This window comes from Micromonospora hortensis (assembly GCF_022230935.1).
In the GTDB taxonomy this organism is placed as follows: domain Bacteria; phylum Actinomycetota; class Actinomycetes; order Mycobacteriales; family Micromonosporaceae; genus Micromonospora; species Micromonospora hortensis.
Window position 1 is genome coordinate 84147 of the sequence record NZ_JAKKFE010000004.1, and the last position, 22963, is coordinate 107109.

Below are 22963 nucleotides of genomic sequence, written 5' to 3' on the forward strand. Positions count from 1 at the left end.
AGGTGGAGGCTCGATGAGCTTCCACAACCCGAACATGCCCTGGTCGGAGCTGGAGCGGGTGCTCTCCGGGCGGGCCAGTGGCGGCTCCGGCCGGTCGGGCGGCGGTCGGTCGCGTGAGGAGCGGCACCTGCACGTGGTGGATCCGCTCGCCGTGGACGCCGATGGCGGCGACTCCCCGGCCTGGAGCCGCCGCCGCGAGCAGTACCAGCCACCGGAGCTGACCCGCCCCGACGGTGTGGTGCCCTACGCGGAACTGCACGCGCACACCAACTTCAGCTTCCTCGACGGCGCGAGCCACCCGGAGGAGCTGGCCGAGGAGGCGGCCCGGCTGGGGCTCACCGCGCTCGCTGTCACCGACCACGACGGCTTCTACGGGGTGGTCCGCTTCGCTGAGGCGGCTCGTACGCTGGGCCTGCCGACCATCTTCGGCGCGGAGCTGTCCCTCGGCCTGCCCGGCCCGCAGAACGGCGAGCCCGACCCGCACGGCGCGCACCTGCTGGTGCTCGCGCACGGCCACGAGGGGTACGCCCGGCTGGCCACCACCATCGCCCGCGCCCAACTGCGCGGCGGGGAGAAGGGCCGCCCGGACTACGGGGACCTGGAGGAGGTCGCCGCCGAGCTGCGTGACCATGTGCTGGTGCTGACCGGCTGCCGCAAGGGGCACGTGCCGGGGGCGCTGCTCACCGAGGGGGTGGACGCGGCGGCCCGCGAGTTGGACCGGCTGACAGCGCTCTTCGGCGCGGAGACGGTGGCGGTGGAGCTGACCGACCACGGCCATCCCATCGACGCCGACCGTAACGACGCGCTCGCCGAGCTGGCCGCCGCGGCCGGGTTGCCGACGGTGGCCAGCAACAACGTGCACTACGCGAGCCCTGGCCGGCGTCGACTGGCCACCACCGTCGCCGCGGTCCGGGCCCGCCGCAGCCTGGACGAGATCGACGGCTGGTTGCCCGCGGCGGCCACCGCCCACCTGCGCAGCGGCGCGGAGATGGCGGCCCGGTTCGCCGCGTACCCGGGTGCGGTGGCGCGGGCCGCCGAGTTCGGCGCCGAGTTGGCCTTCGACCTCCAGCTCGTCGCGCCGCAGCTACCGGCGTACCCGGTGCCGCCGGGGCACACCGAGATGAGCTGGCTGCGGAAGCTGACAGCCGACGGGGCGCACGAGCGCTACGGGCCGCCGCAGGCGCACCCGACGGCGTACGCGCAGCTCGACCACGAACTGAACATGATCGAGGAGTTGGGTTTTCCCGGCTACTTCCTGGTGGTCTACGACATCGTCACGTTCTGCCGTGACCAGGACATCTACTGCCAGGGTCGGGGTTCGGCGGCCAACTCGGCGGTCTGCTACGCGTTGCGGATCACCAATGTGGACGCGGTCCGGCACCAACTGCTCTTCGAGCGGTTCCTCGCCCCGGAACGGGACGGCCCACCCGACATCGACGTGGACATCGAGTCCGACCGGCGGGAGGAGGTGATCCAGCACGTCTACACCCGTTACGGCCGGGAGCACGCCGCCCAGGTCGCCAACGTCATCTCCTACCGACCCCGGTCGGCGGTGCGGGACGTGGCCAAGGCGTTCGGCTACTCCCCGGGGCAGCAGGACGCCTGGAGCAAGCAGATCGACAGGTGGGGCTCGGTCGCCACTGTCGATGTCGAGAACATCCCCGAGCAGGTGGTGGAGTACGCCAACGAGTTGCAGACGTTCCCGCGGCACCTGGGCATCCACTCCGGCGGCATGGTGATCTGCGACCGGCCGGTGATCGAGGTCTGCCCGGTGGAGTGGGGGCGGATGCCCGGGCGCAGTGTCCTGCAATGGGACAAGGACGACTGCGCCGCGGTGGGCCTGGTCAAGTTCGACCTGCTCGGCTTGGGCATGCTCTCCGCCCTGCACTACGGCTACGACATGATCGGGTCCCGGCTCGACCTGGGCGACATGACCCTGGACGACCCGGAGGTCTACGACATGCTCTGCCGGGCCGACTCGGTTGGGGTGTTCCAGGTGGAGAGCCGGGCCCAGATGGCCACCCTGCCCCGGCTCAAGCCCCGCGAGTTCTACGACCTGGTGGTCGAGGTGGCGCTGATCCGTCCCGGCCCGATCCAGGGCGGTTCGGTGCACCCGTTCATCCGCCGCAAGAACGGCCAGGAGCCGGTGACCTTCGCGCACCCGCTGATGCGCAACGCCCTGGAGAAGACCCTGGGTGTGCCGTTGTTCCAGGAGCAGCTGATGCAGCTCGCCATCGACCTGGCCGGCTTCGACGCGGCCGAGGCCGACCAGTTGCGCCGGGCGATGGGCGCCAAACGGTCGGTCGAGCGGATGACCCGGATCGCCGACCGGCTCTATGCCGGGATGGCCGAGCGGGGCATCACCGGTGAGCTGGCCGACGACGTCTACCGCAAACTCACCGCGTTCGCCAGCTACGGCTTCCCGGAGAGCCACGCGATGAGCTTCGCCTACCTGGTCTACGCCAGCTCCTGGCTCAAGCGTTACCACCCCGCGCCGTTCCTGGCCGCGCTGCTCAACGCCCAGCCGATGGGTTTCTATTCGCCGCAGACCCTTGTCGACGACGCCCGCCGGCACGGGGTGGAGGTCCGTCGTCCGGACATCAACGCCAGCGGGGCGCTGGCGGTGCTGGAGTCCACCCCGGAGACCCGGTGGGGCAGCGGGCCGGGGGAGCCGCCGCACGCCTGGGGGCTGGGCGGCCCCGCCGTCCGGCTCGGCCTGTCCAGTGTGCGGACCCTCGGCGCCGATGTGGCCGAGCGGATCGAGGCCGAACGGGCCGCCGACGGGCCGTACCGGGACATGCCGGATGTGGCCCGGCGGCTCGGTCTCACCGCCGCGCAGCTGGAGGCGTTGGCCACCGCGGACGCCTTCGCCTGTTTCGGGCTGTCCCGGCGGCAGGCGCTGTGGGCCGCCGGCGCGGCGGCCCAGGACCGGCCGGGTCGGCTGCCCGGCACTGTGACCGGCGCGGCGGCGCCCACGCTGCCCGGGATGGAGGCGGTGGACCGGCTGGTCGCCGACGTGTGGGCCACCGGGTTGTCGCCGGAGAGCCACCCCGCCCGGTTCATCCGGGGTCAGCTCGACGTGCTCGGCGCGGTGCCGATCGCCCGGCTCGGCCGGGTGGAGCCGGGGCAGCGGATCCGGGTCGGTGGCATCGTCACCCACCGGCAACGCCCGGCGACGGCGGGCGGGGTCACCTTCCTCAACCTGGAGGACGAGACGGGGATGCTCAACGTCACCTGTTCGCCGGGGCTGTGGCAGCGCTACCGGCGGGTGGCGCGGACCAGCGCCGCGCTGGTGGTCCGGGGGCGGTTGCAGCGGCACGAGGGGGTGACCAACCTGGTCGCCGACCGGCTGGACGCCATCGAGCCACCGGTCAGCCCCGCTTCCCGCGACTTCCGCTGATTCAGTGATCCACATTACGGTTTCCCGAACCGTCGAGCGGGAGACTCGTCCCGAGCGGGCAGAGCGGCCCGTGATTCGTGAGGGGGAACGACAGTGACGGGAAATCACGCGTACACCGGTGGAATCGCCAACGCCCGGCGGACCCGACTGGGCACCGGCTGGGTGCCGTCGCACCTCGCCGACCCCCGCGAGTACGAGGTGACGAACGGTCCGGTGGCCAACGAGCGCCGGTCCCGGGCGGAGGACGAGGCCGAGGGCACCGAGGCCTGACCGACCGCCGACCACGCACCGATCGGGCGTGTGGTGGGCGCCCCCGCCACACGCCCGCACCACCACCGGGCCGGGTGACTAGGCTCGACCGGGTGGAGCAGACCCGAGGCCGGTTCGCCGAGCCGCCGCTGACACCCCGTACCGCCGTGATCTGGTCGGTGCTCCGCGCCGAGCTGGACCGGCGCGGCGACGCCGAGCTCACAGTCCTGGACGTGGGCGGCGGCACCGGCGGTTTCGCCGTTCCGCTGGCCCGCGCCGGGCATCGGGTCACCGTCGTCGACGCCAGCCCCGACGCGCTCGCCGCGCTCACCCGCCGCGCAGCCGAGGCCGGGGTGGCCGACCGGATCGCCGCCGTGCAGGGCGACGGTGACGCCCTCGCCGGGCTGGTCGAGCCGGCCGGCGTCGACCTGGTGCTCTGCCACGCCGTCCTGGAGGTGGTCGACGACCCGGTGCCGGTGGTGACCGCGCTCGCCACCGCGCTGCGTCCGGGCGGGGCGGCAAGTGTGCTCGTGGCCGGCCGGGCCGCCGCCGTGCTGGGCCGCGCGATGAACGGCCACCTCGACGTCGCGACCACGCTGGCCGCCGACCCGGCCGGCACCGCCGGGCCACGGGACACGCTGCGCCGACGCTACGACGCCCCCGGCGCCGCCGCGCTGCTCGGCGCCGCCGGGCTGGTGGTCGAGGAGATCCACGGGGTACGCGTGCTGGCCGACCTGCTGCCGGCCGCTGTCGCCGACGGGCAGTCCGCCGCCGTGGTCGAGCTGGAACGTGCGCTGGCCGCCCAACCGCCGTACCGGGACCTGGCCGCCCAACTGCACCTGTTCGCCCGCCGGCCGGCATGACCGCCGAGGCCGGTGCCCCGCCCGCGCCGCTGGAGATCCTCGGGCCGGGCCACGGCGGCGGCCGCCTCGCCGACGTGCTGCCCAGCGCGCTGGCCGTGCTCGGGGTGCCCGGCTCGACCGACCCGCTCGGGCTCCGGCCCGCGCTGGCCGGCGTACGTCGGATCGCCGTGCTGCTCGTCGACGGGCTCGGCTGGTACCAGCTACCTACCGCGGCGCCGTACGCGCCGACCCTCGCCGGGCTCGCCGCGACGGTGGCTCGGCCGCTCATCGCCGGTTTCCCGTCCACCACCCCGACCAGCCTGGTGTCACTGGGCACCGGTGTCGCGCCGGGCGCGCACGGGGTGCTCGGCTTCACAGTGCGGGTGCCCGGCACCGATCGGGTGCTCACCCACACCGATTGGGCCGCCGATCCGTCGCCGCTGCGCTGGCAGCCGGTGCCCACCCAGTTGGAGCGGGCCCGCGCCGCCGGCGTGACGACGACCGTGGTGAGTCGGCCGGAGTTCGGCGGCAGCGGGTTGACACTGGCCGCCAACCGGGGTGGCGACTTCCGGGGCGCCACCGGCGGGGACGCGGTGGCCACCGCCATGCTGGCCGCGCTGGCCGCCGGCACCGGGCCCACACTGGTCTCCGGCTACCACGCCGACCTGGACCGGCACGGCCACGTCAGCGGCGTCGACTCGGCACCCTGGCGGGTCGCCGCCACCGAGGTGGACGCCCTGGTCGCCCGACTGGTCGACGGGCTGCCGCCGGACGCGGCGCTGCTGGTGACCGCCGACCACGGGCAGCTCGACATCCCTGCCGCGCACCGCTTCGACCTGGACACCGATCCGCGACTGCGCGCCGGTGTGCGGCTGGTGGCCGGCGAGGCCCGGGTGCGCTACCTGCACGTCGAGCCGGGTGCTGTCGACGACGTGCGGGCCGCCTGGTCGGAGGTGCTGGGCGTCGCGGCCCGGGTACGCACTCGCGACGAGGTGGTGGCCACCGGCTGGTTCGGGCCGGTGCCCGAGGAGCACCTGGGCCGGGTCGGCGACGTGGTGGTGACCTGCAACGACACGTACGCGGTCATGGCCAGCCGCACCGAGCGGCCGATGGCGTCGAAGTTGGTGGCCTACCACGGGTCGGACACCGCCGCGGAGCTGACAGTGCCGCTGCTGGTCGTGCGGGGCTGACCCGGGGACGGTTCGGCCGGCTGGCCGATGGTCGTGTCGTACCCCCGGGTTAACCTGCCGGGATGGGCCGCAGCCAGTCGTTGCCCCGGGGCGACGATCCGCGCTTCGGGCCGGACGCCGACGACTCGGCCAGTCCGATCCTGCACGTCGACATGGACGCCTTCTTCGCCGCCGTCGAGGTGCGCCGCCGTCCCGAGTTGCGCGGCCGGCCGGTGGTCGTCGGCGGTGTCGGCCCGCGCGGGGTGGTCAGCTCGGCCAGCTACGAGGCCCGCCGGTACGGCGTCCGCAGCGCGATGCCGACCAGTCAGGCCCGGGCCCGCTGCCCCCACGCGGTCTACCTGCCGCCGGACTTCTCCGCCTACACGGCCGCCTCCCGGGCCGTCATGCAGATCTTCCGGGACGTCACGCCGCTGGTCGAGCCGCTCTCCCTCGACGAGGCGTTCCTCGACGTGACCGGCGCCCGTCGGCTGTTCGGCTCTCCGGCCACCATCGCCGGGCTGATCCGTCGCCGGGTCGCCGACGAGCAGGCGCTGACCTGCTCGGTCGGGGTGGCGCCGACCAAGTTCGTGGCCAAGCTGGGCTCCACCCGCGCCAAGCCGGACGGCCTGCTGGTCGTGCCCCCGGGGCAGGTGCTCGACTTCCTGCACCCGTTGCCGGTGGACGCCCTGTGGGGGGTGGGGGAGCGCGCCGCCGAGGCGCTACGCCGGCTTGGCCTGACCACCGTCGGGGACCTCGCCGAGGCGCCGGTGGGCATGCTCCGCCGGGCCGTCGGTGCCGCCTCGGCCTCCCACCTGCACGAGTTGGCCTGGGGGCGCGACCCGCGCGGGGTCAGCCCCGAGCACGTCGACAAGTCGATCGGCGCCGAGGTGACCTTCGACGTCGACGTGGCCGACCCGTTGGAGATCCGCCGTGCGTTGCTCGCGCTCAGCGCGAAGGTCGGTGTCCGGCTGCGCGGCTCCGGGCAGGTCGGGCGCACCGTCTCACTCAAGGTCCGGTTGGCCGACTTCCGCACCGTCAGCCGATCTCGCACCCTCGACGTGCCCACCGACACCGCCCGCGAGATGTTCGACACGGTTTGGGCGCTCTATACCGCGCTGGACCCGGCCGAGCGGATCCGACTCGTCGGTGTCCGGGTGGAAGGGCTCGCCCCGGCGCAGGGCGCTCACCGGCAGCTCACCCTCGGCGCGCCCGAGCATGGCTGGCGCGAAGCGGAAGCTGCCGCGGACGCCGCCGCTGCCCGTTTCGGGCGGTCCGTCATAGGTCCGGCCAGTCTGATGGCCGACCGTGATCCCCGTCGAAACGAAAATCCACCCCGCCCATAGGTCGTCCCGCTTTCCGACGCGCGACCCCCCTCGTAGACTTGCGGGTAAGCAGCCGGTTGGCTGCCACGGTCTGTCGGCCCGAGTGGGCCCGACCAACGTGACCGGGGAGGAGTGCCGTGCCGCTCTCGGAGCACGAGCAGCGGCTGTTCGAGCAGATCGAGCGGTCGCTTGCCGAGGACCCCAAATTCGCCTCGGCCGTGCGCGCCAGCGATCCGCGCTTCCATGCGCGGCGTCGCCTGCTCGTCGCCGCCGGCGTCATCATCGCTGGCTTGGCTCTACTGGTCTATGGCGCGGTGATCAAGACTCCACCACTGGCGGTGGCGGGCTTCGTCGTCATGCTGGCGTCGGCCGCGTTCGCGGTGCAGTCGCACCGGCGGGCGCAGTCACCCGACCTGCACGTGGTGGGCGGCACGACGAGTCGTCGTCGTCCCCGCGGTGGCCGATCCGGTCGCCGGTCGTCAATCCTGGACCGCATGGAGGACAGGTGGCGGCAGCGCCCGGAGGGGCACCGCTGAGCCGGTCCCGCCGCTGAGGCGGGCCGTACGCCGCGACGAGCGGTCGCCGGGCAACAGCCCCCGGCGACCTCCGTCGTATCCGCGCGCCCTCTACCGCTGGCCGCCCTCTCCCGCAAGATCGTGCTCGATCCTGGAAGTAGTGGCATCGTGTGCGAGGGGAAGGGCCTCTTTCCTGGATCGAGCACGACCTTGGGTGGTCCGGGACACCGCGACGTCACCGCACCACAGCGCAGACCCGATATCGCCTCAGCCGAGGCCCCACTCGGCCCGCGCGGTCTTCGACCTCGCGTCAACACGGTCCCGCTGCGCCTGACCGGCGTCGCCACCCCAGAGCGCCCATGATCACTTGATGATGAGTAGCTACCAGAAGCGGTCTGCAACTACTGGTCATCAAGTGATCATGGGCGGCGCCGGGTAGGTGGTGGCGGAGTGGGTGGGTCGGGTTTCGGTCAGCGAGCGGCCCGGTCGGCCAGCAGCCGTCGGGGGTTCCACCGCAGCAGTCGGTACCGGGCCTGCCCGGTGAGCGCCACCATCCGGCCGGACCTGTCCGCCGTTGTGGTGCGCCAACGCAGCAGCACCGAGGGCGGCAGCACGGCGGCGAGCAGGCGGGTCCGTCGGTCCGCCCGTGCCGCGAGTGCCGCACGGACCGCGCGTAGCGCCGGCAGCAACCGCTCACCGGTCAGCGGATCCCGCGCGTAGCGGGCCCGCTCCTCTGCCCGGCCCAACAGCCGCACGGACCCGATCGCGTCATCATCGTCGAGGGAGTCCCGGACAAGCCGGTCCGCGGTCGCCCTGGGCGTCTCGGTCAGATCGACCGGAACCCGGAAGTCCACAAGCGTGTCGAGCAGCTCCGCCCAGGCGGCGTGCGCGTCCGCGCGGGCCCGGTCGGCGTCCGCGCTGACCACCACCGGACGTGCCCCCGGCTCGCTGTCGCCGTCGACCCTCGCGGAGGGCATCGCCACGCTCGCCGCGCGGCCACTGCGTCGGCGCCGCAGGGCCATCCGGCGCAGCGCGGGCACCGCGAGCAACAGCAGCAGGGCCACTAGGCCCGCTGCCCACCACGGCCAGACCGGTGGCTGCTCGTTCGGGGTCGTCCCGCCGAGAGAGAGCCCGTCGTCGGTGTCCTGGTCGGCGTTGTCCGGGCCGGTCGGCGCCGTCGAGGCATCCGGGTCAGTCGGGGCGCTCGTAGCGCCGCTGCTCGGGCTGGGCTCCTCCGGCGCGTCAGTGTCCGGTGCCCAGGCCGACCGGGTGGAGCCGGGCACACCGTACGCCGGGGTGGCGTCGAACGGCACCCAACCAGCCCCGTCGAAGTAGACCTCGGTCCAGGCGTGCAGATTGAGATTGGTCAGCGTGAAGGTGTCACCGTCGCGCTTGCTGCCGTTGGTGAACCCGAACGCCACCCGGGCCGGAATGCCGGCCGAGCGGACCAGCCAGGCCATCGCGGCGGCGTACTGCTGGCAGTAGCCGACCTTGTTGGTCAGAAAGTTGACGATGTCCTGACCGCTGCTGCCGCTCTCGGTGCTCAACCGGTAGCTGAAGCCGTTGTCCGCCGAGAAGTGCTGGTAGATCGACAGCACCTTGTCGTAGTCGGTGCGCTTGCCCTGGATCAGCCCCTTGACCAGCTCCTCCACCTCGGGCACCGGCCCGGGGGTGGCGGTCATCTGTCGGCGTACGGGGTGCTCGGTCGGCAGCGGCTTCGCGGCTCGCAACGCGTCGGGCGTAAAGGTCGAGCGGACGTAGTCGAAGGAGTACTTCCGACCGCGGGAGTTCTCCCGGTTGGAGAAGACGACCTGCTGGTTGGTGTCGTAGAGCCAGTTGTCGCTGAGGTCGTCGGCGCTGGTCGGTTCGGCGTACACGGGCATCAGCGACATGCTCAGGCTCTTGGTGACCTCGACGGTCGCCTGGTAGGTGGTCTGCCGCACGCCTGGGCCGGCCCGGTCGGCCGGGTTCGGTAGGTCTTTGTTGACCGACCGGCCGCTGGGGTTGCGCGCCTGGAAACCAGCGGGGCGCAGCTCGTCGGCGACCGCGTAGCGCAGGTAGAACGGGTTCTGCTCGGACGTCTTCACCTTTACCAGGTCGGCCACCTGGGACTGGTTGAGCTGACCGGCGAGCGAGGCGAACAGGTCGATCCGACCCGACGTGCCGCCCGAGCCGGACCCGTTGCCGGTGCCGTTGCCCGGCCCTCGGCTGAGCGAGTCGAGCAGCCCGCTGGTCATGCCGGGCACCGCCAGCGGCAGCACCACAGCCAGGGCCACCCCGACCGCCGCGAGCCGACGGCCGGCGGACGCCAGCGGAGAGGCCTCCCACACGTCGACGTCGCGGCCATCACCGGTGAACCGGCGTCCGAAGCGGCGCACCCGGTCGACATTGTCGGTGACCAGCAGCCAGAGGTAACCGGCGGCGCCCACCACGAACGGCACCGCGGGGACGCTGTCCACGTAGACGGCGACCGGCACCGAGTAGATGGCGAGCATCGGCAGCCCCGCCAGCGCGGGCCGACGCAGGCCCACGGCCAGCACGTCCACCAGCACGGCGACCCCGCCGACACCGAGCACGGCGATGAACAGCAGCGGATCGGTGTCCGGGACCTCGACCCCGTACGAGCGCATGTCCTGCATGGAGCCGGCGAGCAGGTCGCCGAAGTACGCGAGCGTGCCCGGGGTGGGCAGGATCGCGAACAGCTCCTGGCCGCTGGGGAACAACCAGGTCAGGGCGAGCGTCAGGCCGGCCAGCATGCCCAGCACCTGACCCCACAAGGGTGCCCGGGCGAGGCGGGTCAGCGCGGCCACCCCGGCCACCACGGCGACCGCGATGATGGACTCGATCAACCACGTCCAGCCCTGGAAGATGGCCGACAGCGGCGCGGCGGCCAGCAGCGTGGCAGCGGCCGCCACCATGCCGATGTTCCGACTGCTGATCATGAGGGGAGCCTTCCGTTCATCGCACACCGCCGGCGACCGTCTCGGCCAGCGCGGCTCGCAGGGCGAACCCCTGGGCACCCCGACCGACCTGCGGCCACAGCGCCGGCAGCCGGCCGCCGTGGTCGACGCCGACCACCCGCCAGCCACTCTGCAACATGGCGAGGACGGCGGCGGCGTGGGCGTGCTCCGCCTCGGCCCGCGCCTTCTCCGGCAGGCTGAGCCAGGTGGAGCTGTTCAGGAGGAAGCCGACGCAGGTGGCGCCGTTGCCCCGCAGCCCGGCCAGCAGCTCCGCCTCGGCGATGCTCACAGTGCCGAACAGGCCGATGATGAGACCGCCGTCGGCGCGTTGGCGGACCCGCTGCACGAGGCCGGTGACCTCGGCGCGCTGATCCAGTCGGACCTCCGCGAGGTGATCGAGCAGCGCGCCGTCGCCGCCGGCCTCCGAGGCGTCCACATCTGCCCCCGAGCCGGTGACCAGGCGCAACTTGTAACCGGCCTGCCGCAGGTGGACGGCGATGCTCGCGGCGGCCGAGACCGACCACTCGAAACTGGCCGTCGGCCCCTCGCCCCGGTGGCCGTACGCCCGGGTGTCCAGGACGACTGTGGCCCGGCTCTCCCACGGTTGCTCCTCGCGGCGCACCATCAGCTCACCGGTGCGGGCGGTGGACTTCCAGTGCACCCGGCGCAGGTCGTCGCCGCGCCGGTACTCCCGGGTCGCGGCGTCGTCCTCACCGTGCACCGCCACCGAGCGGGCCCGGCTGTCGCCGCTGCCCGCGTACTCCCCGGGGAGCCGGACCGACGGCAGCGGGGTGACCTGCGGGATGACCGTCAGGTGGTCGGTGCTGGGGAAGGAGCGGGTGAGTTCACAGAGGCCGAACGGGTCGGTCATCCGGACGACCAGCGGGCCCACGTCGTAGCGGCCCCGCACGTCGGCCCGCACCGTGTACGCCACGGAGCTGGCCTGGTGCGCGCCGAGCCGCTCCAACACCACCCGGGGCCGGCTGCCCAACGCGTAGGGCAGCCGGTCCTCCAGGAGCAGGGTGCCGGTCGGCAGCCGGGAGAGGTTCTGTAGGCGCAGCACCACCCGGGAGTTGGCGCCGACCGGAACCCGGTGCGGGTCCAGGGAACGGTTGCAGGCCAGCTTGTAGCGGCTCCGCCCGACGTAGGCGGCGGCCAGCAACGGCAGGATGGCCAACAGCACAGCCACCCGGAGCAGGTCCTTCTCGCCGAGGATGCCGGCCGAGATCGCCGCCGCGACCGCAGCGGCGAGGAAGGACCGCCCGCGGGTGGTCAGCCCGCGTAGCCCGGCACGCACGTCATGGCCTCCGCGGCTCGTAGGGCGCGCGACCGTTGCCGGTGGCGGGGGGCCGGGTGTCGTACGGGTTGCGCTGCCGGTCGTGTGGCAGCGGCAGGCGGTGCACCAGCTCGGAGACGATCGCGTCGGTGGTGCGCCGGGCGAGCTGCGCGTCGGCGGTCGGGATGATCCGGTGGGCGAGCACCGGAACCGCCAGGGCCTGCAGATCGTCGGGGAGGACGTAGTCGCGGCCCTCCAGGGCGGCGACCGCCCGGGCGGTGCGCAACAGCTGCAGGGTCGCCCGGGGGGACGCGCCGAGCCGCAGGTCGGGGGCCTCGCGGGTGGCGGTGACCAGGTCGATCGCGTACTGCTTGACCGCGTCCGCCACGTGCACCTGGCGGACGGTGGCGATCAGCTGCCGGACGATGGCCGCGTCGGAGACCGCGCGCAGCTCGTGCAGCGGGTCGGTGGCGCCGTGCCCGTCGAGCATGGCCAGCTCGGCGTGGGAGTCCGGGTAACCCATCGCGATGCGGGCGGTGAACCGGTCGCGCTGCGCCTCCGGCAGCGGGTAGGTCCCCTCCATCTCGATCGGGTTCTGGGTGGCGATCACCATGAACGGGGTCTGGAGCTGGTACGTCACCCCGTCGACGGTGACCTGCCGTTCCTCCATGCACTCCAGCAACGCCGACTGGGTCTTCGGCGAGGCCCGGTTGATCTCGTCGCCGACCACCAGGTTGGCGAACACGGCGCCGGGGCGGAACTCGAAGTCGTGCGTCTCCTGGTTGTAGACGCTGACCCCGGTGACGTCGCTGGGCAGCAGGTCGGGGGTGAACTGGATCCGTCGCACCGTGCAGTCGATGGACCGCGCGAGGGCCTTGGCAAGCTTGGTCTTGCCGACACCCGGGACGTCTTCGATCAGGAGGTGACCCTCGGCGAGCAGGACGGCCAGGGCGAGCCGCACTGTGGCGGTCTTACCCTCGATGACCTGCTCGATGTTGGCCACGATGGCCTCGCTGGCGGCGCGGAACTCGTCGTGCGGCAACAGGCCGCCCACCTCGTCCCAGGTCTGTTGTGTCACGGGCCTCCTCCTCGTCGCCGTCACGGCAGCTCTCTAGAGAGCACCTGGACCCGCCGTTGGGTTCGCGACGTCGAGCCTCGTTTGCCGCAGGAATCTCACTAGTCTCTCAGGCTAACCATGTTTGTCGTTATCGCCGACCCCCGCAGGTAGTCCGTCGGTTACGCACCGATATTCGCCAGCTCGGGGGAACGGGTTCGACAACGCCCGGGGGCCGGCAGGGCGATCCGTGGAAGAGGTACACTGCGGGGCATGGCCGGAGTCTTCCTGCTTCTTACCGGGCCGTGCTGATGCGCTGAACCCAGCGACAGCACGGCGGCCCCTCCTGCGCGAGGGGCTTTTTTGTGCCCGCCGCCGGCCCGGCCCGGTGGCGCCGAGACGAAGCGAAGCGAAGCGAGGAGAGACGATGAGTGAGGCAGCCGCACCGGCGGGCGACATTCCCCCGTTCCGGTACACCGCGGCCCTGGCCGACGAGATCGAGATTCGTTGGCAGGACATCTGGGCGCGCGAGGGCACCTTCCACGCACCGAACCCGACCGGCCCGTTTGCCGACCCGACCCATCCACGCGCCGGCGCGGAGAAGCTGTACGTGCTGGACATGTTCCCGTACCCCTCCGGAGCGGGCCTGCACGTCGGCCACCCGCTGGGCTACATCGGCACCGACTGCTACGCCCGCTACCAGCGGATGGCCGGCCGCAACGTGCTGCACGCGATGGGCTTCGACGCGTTCGGCCTGCCCGCCGAGCAGTACGCGGTGCAGACCGGCACCCACCCCCGCACCACCACCGTCGCGAACATCGAGCGGTACAAGGCGCAGCTGCGCCGGCTGGGGCTGGCGCACGACGAGCGCCGCTCGGTGGCCACCATCGACACCGACTTCTACCGCTGGACCCAGTGGATCTTCCTGCAGATCTTCAACTCCTGGTACGACAGCGACGCCAACCGGGCCCGTCCGATCGCCGAGCTGATCGCCGAGTTCGAGGGCGGTAACCGGCCCACCCCGGACGGCCGCGCCTGGGCCGAGCTGAGCGTCGCCGAGCGCCGCCAGGTCGTCGACGACCACCGCCTGGCGTACGTCTCGCAGGCGCCGGTGAACTGGTGCCCGGGGCTGGGCACCGTGCTGGCCAACGAGGAGGTCACCGCCGACGGCCGTTCCGAGCGGGGCAACTTCCCGGTCTTCAAGCGCAACCTGAAGCAGTGGATGATGCGGATCACCGCCTACGGTGACCGGCTGCTGGACGACCTGGACAGCCTGGACTGGCCCGAGCCGATCAAACTGATGCAGCGCAACTGGATCGGCCGCTCCACCGGCGCCCACATCGACTTCCCGACCAGCGCGGCACCGGTGCGGGTGTTCACGACCCGCCCGGACACCGTCTTCGGCGCCACCTACATGGTGCTGGCGCCCGAGCACGAGCTGGTCGACACGCTGGCGCCGGCCAGCTGGCCGGACGGGACGAGGGACGCGTGGACCGGCGGGCACGCCAGCCCCCGGGAGGCCGTCGAGGCGTACCGCAAGGCGGCAGCCGCCAAGACCGACGTCGAGCGGCAGTCCGACAGCAAGGAGAAGACCGGCGTCTTCATCGGCGCGTACGCCACCAACCCGGTCACCGGTGGGCAGATCCCGATCTTCATCGCCGACTACGTGCTGGCCGGCTACGGCACCGGCGCGATCATGGCGGTGCCGGCGCAGGACGAGCGGGACTGGGCGTTCGCCGAGGTCTTCGAGCTGCCCATCGTCCGTACCGTGCAGCCGGCGGAGGGCTTCGACGGCAAGGCGTACACCGGGGACGGCCCGGCGATCAACAGCGCCGCGCCCGAGCGCGGCCTGGACCTGAACGGCCTGGGGGTCGCCGACGCCAAGGCGGCGATCATCGCCTGGCTGGAGGCGAACGGGCACGGCACCGGCGCGGTGACCTACCGGCTGCGCGACTGGCTGTTCTCCCGGCAGCGTTACTGGGGCGAACCGTTCCCGATCGTCTACGACGAGACCGGCGCGGCCATCGCCCTGCCGGAGGAGATGCTGCCGGTCGAGCTGCCGGAGGTCGACGACTTCTCCCCGAAGACGTTCGAGGCCGACGACGCCAACAGCAACCCGGAGACCCCGCTGTCCCGGCGGCGCGACTGGGTCGAGGTCGAACTGGACCTGGGTGACGGGCCGAAGCGCTACACCCGGGAAACCAACGTGATGCCGCAGTGGGCGGGCTCCTGCTGGTACGAGCTGCGCTACCTGGACCCGACGAACAGCGAGCGGTTCGTCGACGCGGAGAACGAGCGGTACTGGATGGGTCCGCGCGCCGACGGTGACTGCGGGGGCACCGACCTGTACGTCGGAGGCGCCGAGCACGCCGTGCTGCACCTGCTGTACGCGCGCTTCTGGCACAAGGTGTTGTTCGACCTGGGGCACGTGTCGTCGTTCGAGCCGTTCCGCAAGCTGTTCAACCAGGGCATGATCCAGGCGTACGCGTACACCGACTCGCGCGGCAGCTACGTGCAGGCCGAGGAGGTCTTCGAGCGCGACGGCGCCTACTACCTGGGTGACCTGGCGGTCAACCGCGAGTACGGCAAGATGGGTAAGTCACTGAAGAACGTGGTGACCCCCGACGACATGTGTGCCGCCTACGGTGCGGACACCTTCCGGGTGTACGAGATGTCGATGGGCCCGCTGGAGGTCTCCCGCCCGTGGGAGACCCGGGCTGTGGTCGGCTCGTACCGGTTCCTGCAGCGGGTGTGGCGGGCCGTCGTCGACGAGCAGACCGGTGCCCTGCGGATCACCGAGGACCCGGCCGACGAGGCGACCCGTCGGCTGCTGCACAAGGTGATCGACGGGGTCCGTGGCGACATGGACAACATCCGGTTCAACACCGCGATCGCCAAGCTGATCGAGCTGACCAACGGGCTGACCCGGCTGTCGGCCACGCCCCGCGAGGTGGCCGAGCCGCTGGTGCTGATGGTGGCGCCGTTCGCCCCGCACGTGGCCGAGGAGCTGTGGCGCAAGCTGGGCCACGACACCTCACTGACGTACGCGGACTTCCCGACCGCCGACCCGACGCTGCTGGTGGCCGACACGGTTACCTACCCCGTGCAGGTCAACGGCAAGGTCCGTGGTCGCGTCGAGGTCCCCGCCGACGCCTCCGAGGAGAGCGTCCGCGCGGCGGCCCTGGACGCGGTGGCGGCAACTTTGAACGGCAAGGAACCGCGCAAGGTCATCGTGGTCAAGGGCCGGATGGTCTCGGTCGTCGCCTGACGGCGAGCGATAGGCACCGTGACGTCCACGCAGGTGGGCACCGCGTTGAGCGTTATGACTCAGAGGCATAAACATGCCTCTGAGTCATAACGTTCTCCGGCGCATCTCCGCCGGCCGCCGCACAGCCGGCTCGTGCAGTCGCCGGATCAGCTCGACCAGCCGCCCGGCGTTGCGCTCCGGTGGTCACGGGCAGGGCGGCAGTGGCGGTAGTCGGTCCGGGCGCAGCAGCGAGTACGCATGCTGCTGTGCGGGGTCCGAGTTGTTGTCCGGGTCCACCAGCAGCGCCTCGCCCGAGGCGACCGCGTGGGCGTGATCGGCGGTCAGCCGCACGTACGACCCGGTTCGCAGGTCGGCCACGTACCAACCCAGGTGGTACTGGAAGATCACCAGGTCCCCGACGGCAGTGGGCGTGGCGACCGTGTGGAAGGGGTCGACGGTCGGGGGCCTGGTGCCCGGTGGCAACGAGGTAGTGGCGGCCGTGGCCGACGGAGAAGTCACCCGGAACGCGCGGACCGGTGCCGCCCAGTCCGGTCGCCAGACGGTAAGGGTGCGCTCGTCGCGGGACACCCAGGCAGTGGTCCGGCCGTCGGTGGTCACGTCGACCGTGGTGCCCGGTCCCGGGCTCGGCTGTGGCGCGGACCCAGCCTTACCGTCCGGACCGACAGCGTTCAGGCGACCCGTGGCCCGATCGAACCAGAGCAGGTCGGCGCCGTGGAACCCGACACCGCCCACCGGGCCGGTGGCCACCGTGCGGACCGTCCCGGCAGCCAGGTCGTGCAGGGTCAGCTCGTTCCGGTCCTCGCCGAGGATCCTGGTGACGGCGAGCTTCCCGTCGCGCAACGGGGGCCGGAAGAGGAAGTCCGCGGTGCCCAGCACCTGCCGTGGTGCGGTCCCCGACTCCGCATCCCAGGCAAACAGTTCGGAGCCGCCGCCGCCGTGGGGTGCCGCTCGCATGAGGCTGCTGCGCGCGTACACCAGCCAGCGCCCGTCGAAGACGCCCCACAGGGGGAAGGTGAACATGTCTGGCATGGTGGCCACCTCCCGCCGTCGGCCGTCCTTCTCCTGCCAGACCAGCGTCATTGAGCCGCCGCGCTGCACAGTGGCGAACGCGGAGCGACCATCCGGCGCCGGGGTGAGCGCCGCCCATCGTTCCCCGGGCTCCTGGGGAAGGCGACTGTCACGGATCGCGTCCTGCCAGCTCGGCGGCATGGCGACCGGGCAGAAGTCGGCCAGCGGTGGGGCGGTCACCCGTGTCGCGGGCGGTGCCTCGGCAGTGGCGGGCGGCGACGATGCGGCCGGTGGGTCGCCCGGCGTGCACGCCGCGAGCAGCGCCGCCGCGAGGACGACAACGAGGGCGATGGCTCGGGGACCGATCCTGGCTCGAGGCAAGGGCGTCATGGCCGCAGACGCTAGATCGCGCCGGCGCTGCCCGATGCCCTGCCGCCGGGATCGTCGTCCGGCCGTTACCACCGCCGAACCGACAGGATCCTGTCATCGACGTCAGCAGGTGGCAGGGGGTCTGCTCGGCTCTCCGCAGCGGGTCAGACCGGCATGGAGCGGCGGCGGCGTTCTGCGCGCCACCACTGGTGGATGAGCACCAGGCTGGCGATCAGACCGAGGCTGGCCGGGGCGGCGGCGTACCAGTTGACGTGCCCCGGGGAGCTGACCGCCGCGCCGATCGCCGCGTAGCCGAAGGCGGTCGGCGCGGACGCGATCACGCTGCCGGCCAGGAACGGCAGCACTCGGGCTCCGGTCGTGCCGTAGCCATAGCTGACCAGGCCGAAGCCGGCGATCGGCAGCAGTCGAACGGTGACCACACCGAGCACGCTCTGCCGGGCGAACCAGCCGTCGAGGCGGGCCAGGCGACCGCGGACCCGCTCGGCGACGAACTCCCGACCGAGCAACCGGCCGACAGTGAACCCGATCGCCGCCGCCACCAGCGCGGCGCCCAGGGCGTACGCGGCACCTTCCAGCGGACCGAAGATCGCACCTGCGGCGAGCGTGATGAAGGTCCGGGGCACCAGCGCGACAAGCAGCAGCGCACCACCGAGGATCGCCGCCACCGGGGCGAGATCGCCGAGCCGGTCGGCGACCAGCGGCAACTGCGCCGGATCCGGCCGGGGCACCAGCAGCAGCAGTAACCCACACCCGCCGATCAGCAGCACGAGCAGGGCGAACCGGGCGGCCGACGGCTGCCGGAGCAGCCGCCGGACGGCGCGGATCATGCCCGGGCGGCGGCCACCGCGGAGCGGCGCTCGTTGCGGAGCCGGTCCGACCAGGTGTCGTCCAACGGCGGGAGTTGGTGTGCCCCGGTGGCCCAGCGCAGCAGCAAATCGGCCAGGGCCGGGTTGCGGGCCAGCGCCGGCCCGTGCGAGTAGGTGCCGAGCAACTTGCCGCGCCACGCGCCCTCGGTGGCGCCGTTGTTGCCCACGCCGGCGGTGACCCTTGCCAGCGGGGAAACCTCCGGGCCGAGGTGGGTGCGGCCGCCGTGGTTCTCGAAACCGGTCAGCGGGGGCAGGCCCAGCCGGGGGTCGATCTCACCGGCCAGCTCACCCACGGCTCGGCTCTCACCCCGGTCGGACTGCAGGTCGAGCAGCTCCAGCCCGCGGCACTGGACACCCTTGGCGAAGAACGAGGTGCCGAGCAGTTGGTAGCCGGCGCAGACGCCGAACACGACAGAGCCCTGGGCGACCGCGCGGTGCAGGCCGCCGTCGGCGAGCAGCCGCTGGGCGCCGAGCGCCTGCGGGCCGTCCTCGCCGCCGCCGACCAGGTAGATGTCGGCGGTCGCGGGCAGCCGCTGATCGGAGCGGACCTCCAGCACCTCGACCGGCATCCCACGCTGACGGGCGCGACGGGCGAGGATCAGGGCGTTGCCCCGGTCTCCGTAGGTGGAGAGCAGGTCGGGGTAGATCCAGACGATGCGCAGACTCTCAGATGACACGGTCCAACTCCGCTCGGATGTCCTGGAACGCGGTGTAGTTCGCGATGACCTCCAGCCGGCCGGGCGGGACCGACCGGAGTGCGTCGTCGAACGTGCGGACGTGCTGGAACGGCACGTCGTTGACGTCCAGTCGAACCGCCAGGTCGTATGCCCGGTCGCCGGTGATCAACACCTGCCGGCCGCGGAGCGGGGCGAAGTCGACGTCGTACAGCCAGGAGGTGTCCAGACCGTCGGGGTCGCGCGCGTTGATGGAGAGCAGGGTCGGCGCGTCGTCGGCCATGTCGAACGCCTCCAGCCAACTGGCCGGGTTCTTGGCCAGCAGCAGCCGGATGTTGCGCCCGTCCTTGTCGACCTGTGCGTAGCGGCCGGCCACCGACGTGACGATGCCGAGGCGGGACACCGCGTCGACAGGGCGTACGCCGAACTCGGCGGCCACCGCCAGCGCGGTCGCCGCGTTGCCGAGGTTGACCTTGCCGGGCAGTTGGAGCGAGACCTTGTGCCAGGCGCCGGTGGGGTCGAGCACGCCCTCGTCCTCGACGACCCAGTGCGGCTCCGGTCGGCGTAGCGGGCAGCCGGTGCACCACCACTGCTCGCCGGAGCGCTGGATGGTGGAGCCGCACTCCGGGCAGACCCAGGAGTCGTCGTGCCAGCGTTGGCCGGCACTGAACCACGTCACGTGCGGCGGGTTGATGCCCCGGGCGGGGTCGCCCGGTGGGGTGGCGGCCCACACCACCAGCGGGTCGTCGGCGTTGGCCACGACCCGTACGTTGGTGTGCCGGACCAGCGCCGCGCGCCAGAGCTGCGCCATCATGGCGACCTCCTTGGCGCGGTCGAGCTGGTCGCGGGAGAGGTTCAGCAGCGCGACCACGTGCGGCTCGGTCGCCTCCAGCACCTGGGCCAGGTAGTGCTCGTCGACCTCCAGCACCGCGTACGGGGTGCTGCCGGCCTTGGCCAGCGCCGAGGTGTGCCCGCTGGGCATGTTGGCGCCGAACGAGTTGGTGGCGACCCGGCCGAGCACGCCGACAGCGGCGGAGGTCAACCGGGTGGTGGTGGTCTTGCCGTTGGTGCCGGAGACGAGCGCGATAGCGCGCCCGGCCGACAGGTGGGCCAGCAGGTCCGGGTCGATCTTCAGGCCGATCCACCCGCCGATCACCGAACCGTCGCCACGGCCGGCGGCCCGGGAGAGCGCCGCGGCGGTCCGTGACACGGAGCTGGCCACCTTGGCCCGTAGGGGCATTTTCGCGTCCGTCACGCGAGCGAGGTTACCGGACCGCCGGCCCCACCAGATCGCCGCCGACTGTGAACCGTTCGGCCGTGGTGGCTGCGCGGGCGGCCGGGTCGGCGTCCCCCGGACGGAGTCGATCTATGTCGGAAAGCGGACCACGCCGAGGGGCGGCCGGAGCCCTCCACTCCGCTCCACCCCTCGTGACGTGCGGTTTTGTCGCCGGGTCAGGCGCGCCACGCGGGCGTATTTGGTTGCGGGTGGAGGGAAGTGGAGTAGAGTGGGGACCAATGGTGAGGCCGGGAGGGCTCACCGGCCCGGGGGGTCAGCGGCGCCGCGAACGCCGCTCAGGGGCGAGGGGGTTGGGCCGATGTTTCTCGGCACCCACACTCCGCGCCTGGACGAAAAGGGCCGGTTGATCCTTCCGGCCAAGTTTCGGGATGAGCTGGCGGGGGGTGTCGTGGTCACCAAAGGGCAGGAGCGCTGCCTCTACGTCTTCCCGACCCCTGAGTTCCAGCGGATCGCGGAGCAGTTGCGCGCACAGCCGATGACCCACAAGGCGGCCCGGGCCTACAGCCGGGTCTTCTTTGCCAGCGCGCACGACGAGGTTCCGGACAAGCAGGGCCGGGTGACCATTCCGGCTCACCTGCGGGCCTATGCCGCGCTGGACCGCGAGTTGGTGGTGATCGGCGCGAGCACGCGGGTGGAGATCTGGGACAAGGTCGCCTGGGAGGCCTACCTCGCCGAGAGCGAAGACGACTTCGCCGACATCGAGGAGGGGGTGCTGCCCGGCGGTCTGTAGGGCGGTAACGGCGCCCGACGTACTGCGAGATCTCCAGCCGCTTTCGAGTTCCTGGCATCACTTCCCCGGTGCCAGGCGCACGATCCAGTCATTGGGCGACGGTCCGGTGTCAGGCGGGAGCGGATGGGGATCTGGCGGTACGACGGCAGCGCCGTCCGACGACAGGCGCACGAGAAGAACGGACGTTTCAACCAGTGGGGGTCATCATGGGGGAGTTGCGCGGCACGCACGTGCCGGTGCTGCTCGAGCGGTGTCTCGAGCTGCTGGCCCCCGCGCTGGGTCGAGGCGGCCGGACGGTCTACGTCGACGCGACGCTCGGTCTCGCCGGGCACGCGGAGGCGGTGCTCGAGGCGCATCCGGAGACGGTCCTGATCGGGCTCGACCGGGACACCGAGGCGCTCGCTCACGCGCGGGTCCGGCTGGCGCGGTTCGCCGATCGGGTGCACCTGGAGCACGCCGTCTACGACGAGTTGCCGGACGTGCTCGACCGGCTGGGCTATCCGGCCATCGACGGCATCCTGTTCGACCTGGGTGTCTCGTCGTTGCAGTTGGACGCGCCCGACCGCGGGTTCGCGTACGCCCAGGACGCGCCGTTGGACATGCGGATGGACCAGACCCGGGGGGTGACCGCCGAAGAGGTGGTCAACACGTACGCCCATCCGGACCTGGCCCGGGTGCTGCGGGTCTACGGCGAGGAGAAGTTCGCCGGTCGGATCGCCTCGGCGATCATCCGGCAGCGGGAGCGGGCCCGGATCACCTCGTCCGCGTTGCTTGCGGAGCTGGTTCGGGACTCCATTCCGGCACCAGCCCGACGAACGGGTGGGCACCCGGCAAAGAGAACGTTTCAGGCTTTACGGATCGAGGTAAACAGAGAGCTGGCAGCGCTGGAGACAGCGTTGCCATCCGCACTCGACGCACTGACCGTGGGCGGTCGCATGGTGGTCCTGTCCTACCACTCGCTGGAGGACAGGCTCACCAAGGCGGCCCTCACGGACCGGGTCCGCAGTAAGGGCCCGATTGACCTCCCGGTCGAGCTTCCCGGGTCCGGTCCGACGTTCCGGCTGCTCAGCCGGGGCGCCGAACTGCCGGGGGAGGCGGAGGTCGCCGCGAACCCGCGGGCCGCCTCGGTGCGGCTGCGGGCCGCGGAGCGACTCGACCCGAACGCGACAGAGCAGGGGCGGACCGACCGCGAACGGTCTCGCCGACGGGTGAAGGGCATGCACCAACCGGGCACGGGGTCCGCCTGATCCGTGGGGGGTCAGGGGCACCGGGACGGCTAGAGGGACGGACGTTGAGGGGGAGGGGACATGAGCATTGACAAGCGCGACCGCCGGGACGTCACCGGCGGCGGGCAGCGCGCACCGCGGTCGGGGGGCCGGATCGCGGCGGAGCGGGCTCCGCGCCTCGGAAACGGTACGCCACGCATCGATCGAACGAATCGGCAGGGGGAGACTCGCGCCCGGGGGGCGCGCGAGTTCCCGACTCAGGGCACGGCCGCGCTGCGACCGGTCGAGAAGGCCGCCAGCGCGACCAGCGCCCGGCCGCCACGGCTGCGGGTGGCGCCGCCACCGCCGATCTCGGTGCCGCGTGCGCCGTTCGCGGCGCTGATCGTGGTGCTGGTGGTCGGTGGGGTGCTGGGCATCCTGGCGGTCAACACCAAGATCAATGAGAACGCGTTCCGGCTGGAGCGGTTGCAGCAGCAGCAGGCTCGACTGGACCTGGAGAAGCAGCAACTGGACAAGCAGATCGCCGACGCCGAGGCACCGGGCAACCTGACCGCCAACGCGAAGCGGCTGGGCCTGGTCGACGCCGGCGAGCCGGGCTACATCCGACTGCCGGACGGCAAGACCATCGGTGTGCCGCAGCCGGCGAACGGCCAGCCGTCGGTGACCAGCCAGGGTGCGGGAGGCTGACCGGTGCCACCAAGGTCGGACGAGCCGCGC

The 22963-nt window shown here is 72.2% G+C and carries 16 protein-coding genes and 1 pseudogene; 10 read left to right on the forward strand and 7 right to left on the reverse strand.

Annotated features, from left to right (window positions below):
- The first annotated feature begins 13 nt into the window (after positions 1–13).
- The 6 genes from NIE111_RS02665 (at position 14) to NIE111_RS02690 (ending at position 7518) form a co-directional block, all read left to right on the forward strand.
- On the forward strand, positions 14–3400 hold the full coding sequence (locus tag NIE111_RS02665; protein WP_238682858.1) for an error-prone DNA polymerase: 3387 nt from the start codon (positions 14–16) through the stop codon (positions 3398–3400).
- A gap of 93 nt (positions 3401–3493) precedes the next feature.
- A complete protein-coding gene (locus tag NIE111_RS02670; protein WP_167492956.1) occupies positions 3494–3670 on the forward strand; it encodes a hypothetical protein in 177 nt (58 codons plus the stop codon).
- 74 nt (positions 3671–3744) lie between these two features.
- Positions 3745–4512, forward strand: a complete 768-nt coding sequence (locus NIE111_RS02675; RefSeq protein ID WP_238682859.1) for a methyltransferase domain-containing protein — start codon at positions 3745–3747, stop codon at positions 4510–4512.
- A complete protein-coding gene (locus tag NIE111_RS02680; RefSeq protein WP_238682860.1) occupies positions 4509–5681 on the forward strand; it encodes an alkaline phosphatase family protein in 1173 nt (390 codons plus the stop codon). The genes NIE111_RS02675 and NIE111_RS02680 overlap by 4 nt, the downstream gene beginning before the upstream one ends.
- Before the next feature lie 62 nt (positions 5682–5743).
- Positions 5744–7003: a DNA polymerase IV gene (locus NIE111_RS02685; RefSeq protein ID WP_238682861.1), complete on the forward strand. Its 1260-nt coding sequence runs from the start codon at positions 5744–5746 to the stop codon at positions 7001–7003.
- Between the two features lie 116 nt (positions 7004–7119).
- Positions 7120–7518: an SCO2097 family morphological protein gene (locus tag NIE111_RS02690; protein WP_030334542.1), complete on the forward strand. Its 399-nt coding sequence runs from the start codon at positions 7120–7122 to the stop codon at positions 7516–7518.
- A 449-nt stretch (positions 7519–7967) separates the two neighbouring features.
- Here the strand turns inward: NIE111_RS02690 and NIE111_RS02695 are convergent, their stop codons facing one another.
- The 3 genes from NIE111_RS02695 to NIE111_RS02705 are packed head-to-tail and all read right to left on the reverse strand — an operon-like array spanning position 7968 to position 12811.
- Positions 7968–10439 carry a transglutaminase TgpA family protein gene (locus tag NIE111_RS02695; protein ID WP_238682862.1) on the reverse strand — a complete coding sequence of 824 codons (2472 nt, stop codon included), beginning with the start codon at positions 10437–10439 and terminating at the stop codon, positions 7968–7970.
- A gap of 16 nt (positions 10440–10455) precedes the next feature.
- Positions 10456–11754 (reverse strand): DUF58 domain-containing protein, encoded by a 1299-nt coding sequence (locus NIE111_RS02700; RefSeq protein WP_238682863.1) that lies wholly within the window; start codon positions 11752–11754, stop codon positions 10456–10458.
- 1 nt (position 11755) lies between these two features.
- Positions 11756–12811, reverse strand: coding sequence for an AAA family ATPase (locus tag NIE111_RS02705; RefSeq protein WP_238682864.1), 1056 nt, complete (start codon positions 12809–12811; stop codon positions 11756–11758).
- A gap of 403 nt (positions 12812–13214) precedes the next feature.
- On the opposite strand from NIE111_RS02705, the gene leuS reads away from it, so the two are divergent.
- Positions 13215–16055, forward strand: coding sequence for a leucine--tRNA ligase (leuS, locus tag NIE111_RS02710; RefSeq protein ID WP_238682865.1), 2841 nt, complete (start codon positions 13215–13217; stop codon positions 16053–16055).
- Positions 16056–16238: 183 nt separating this feature from the next.
- Here the strand turns inward: leuS and NIE111_RS02715 are convergent, their stop codons facing one another.
- The 4 genes from NIE111_RS02715 to NIE111_RS02730 all read right to left on the reverse strand — a co-directional run bounded on the left by NIE111_RS02715 (position 16239) and on the right by NIE111_RS02730 (position 20233).
- The gene (locus NIE111_RS02715; RefSeq protein ID WP_238682866.1) at positions 16239–17453 is read right to left on the reverse strand and encodes a hypothetical protein; all 1215 of its coding nucleotides are present in this window, start codon (positions 17451–17453) and stop codon (positions 16239–16241) included.
- Between the two features lie 143 nt (positions 17454–17596).
- Complete coding sequence (locus NIE111_RS02720; RefSeq protein ID WP_238682867.1) at positions 17597–18280, reverse strand: TVP38/TMEM64 family protein; 684 nt, start codon at positions 18278–18280, stop codon at positions 17597–17599.
- Positions 18277–18996, reverse strand: coding sequence for a type 1 glutamine amidotransferase (locus NIE111_RS02725; protein WP_238682868.1), 720 nt, complete (start codon positions 18994–18996; stop codon positions 18277–18279). Before NIE111_RS02725 ends, NIE111_RS02720 begins: the two co-directional genes overlap by 4 nt.
- Positions 18986–20233, reverse strand: a complete 1248-nt coding sequence (locus NIE111_RS02730) for a MurT ligase domain-containing protein (protein ID WP_238682881.1) — start codon at positions 20231–20233, stop codon at positions 18986–18988. The genes NIE111_RS02725 and NIE111_RS02730 overlap by 11 nt, the downstream gene beginning before the upstream one ends.
- 355 nt (positions 20234–20588) lie before the next feature.
- On the opposite strand from NIE111_RS02730, the gene mraZ reads away from it, so the two are divergent.
- The 3 genes and pseudogenes from mraZ to ftsL all read left to right on the forward strand — a co-directional run bounded on the left by mraZ (position 20589) and on the right by ftsL (position 22933).
- Entirely contained in the window at positions 20589–21020 is a 432-nt protein-coding gene (gene mraZ / locus NIE111_RS02735; protein ID WP_238682869.1) for a division/cell wall cluster transcriptional repressor MraZ, read from the forward strand.
- A 206-nt stretch (positions 21021–21226) separates the two neighbouring features.
- Positions 21227–22264: pseudogene (gene rsmH / locus NIE111_RS02740) on the forward strand (16S rRNA (cytosine(1402)-N(4))-methyltransferase RsmH); the annotation flags it as partial.
- Between the two features lie 63 nt (positions 22265–22327).
- Positions 22328–22933, forward strand: a complete 606-nt coding sequence (ftsL, locus tag NIE111_RS02745) for a cell division protein FtsL (protein ID WP_210785713.1) — start codon at positions 22328–22330, stop codon at positions 22931–22933.
- Positions 22934–22963: the final 30 nt, after the last annotated feature.

Excerpts from the sequence above, each read along its gene's own strand:
- leuS (WP_238682865.1), top strand. The coding sequence starts at position 13,215 with ATGAGTGAGGCAGCCGCACCGGCGGGCGACATTCCCCCGTTCCGGTAC.
- NIE111_RS02720 (WP_238682867.1), bottom strand. The coding sequence starts at position 18,280 with ATGATCCGCGCCGTCCGGCGGCTGCTCCGGCAGCCGTCGGCCGCCCGG.
- NIE111_RS02685 (WP_238682861.1), top strand. The coding sequence starts at position 5,744 with ATGGGCCGCAGCCAGTCGTTGCCCCGGGGCGACGATCCGCGCTTCGGG.
- NIE111_RS02680 (WP_238682860.1), top strand. The coding sequence starts at position 4,509 with ATGACCGCCGAGGCCGGTGCCCCGCCCGCGCCGCTGGAGATCCTCGGG.
- ftsL (WP_210785713.1), top strand. The coding sequence starts at position 22,328 with ATGAGCATTGACAAGCGCGACCGCCGGGACGTCACCGGCGGCGGGCAG.
- NIE111_RS02695 (WP_238682862.1), bottom strand. The coding sequence starts at position 10,439 with ATGATCAGCAGTCGGAACATCGGCATGGTGGCGGCCGCTGCCACGCTG.
- NIE111_RS02665 (WP_238682858.1), top strand. The coding sequence starts at position 14 with ATGAGCTTCCACAACCCGAACATGCCCTGGTCGGAGCTGGAGCGGGTG.
- NIE111_RS02715 (WP_238682866.1), bottom strand. The coding sequence starts at position 17,453 with ATGACGCCCTTGCCTCGAGCCAGGATCGGTCCCCGAGCCATCGCCCTC.
- NIE111_RS02730 (WP_238682881.1), bottom strand. The coding sequence starts at position 20,233 with ATGCCCCTACGGGCCAAGGTGGCCAGCTCCGTGTCACGGACCGCCGCG.
- mraZ (WP_238682869.1), top strand. The coding sequence starts at position 20,589 with ATGTTTCTCGGCACCCACACTCCGCGCCTGGACGAAAAGGGCCGGTTG.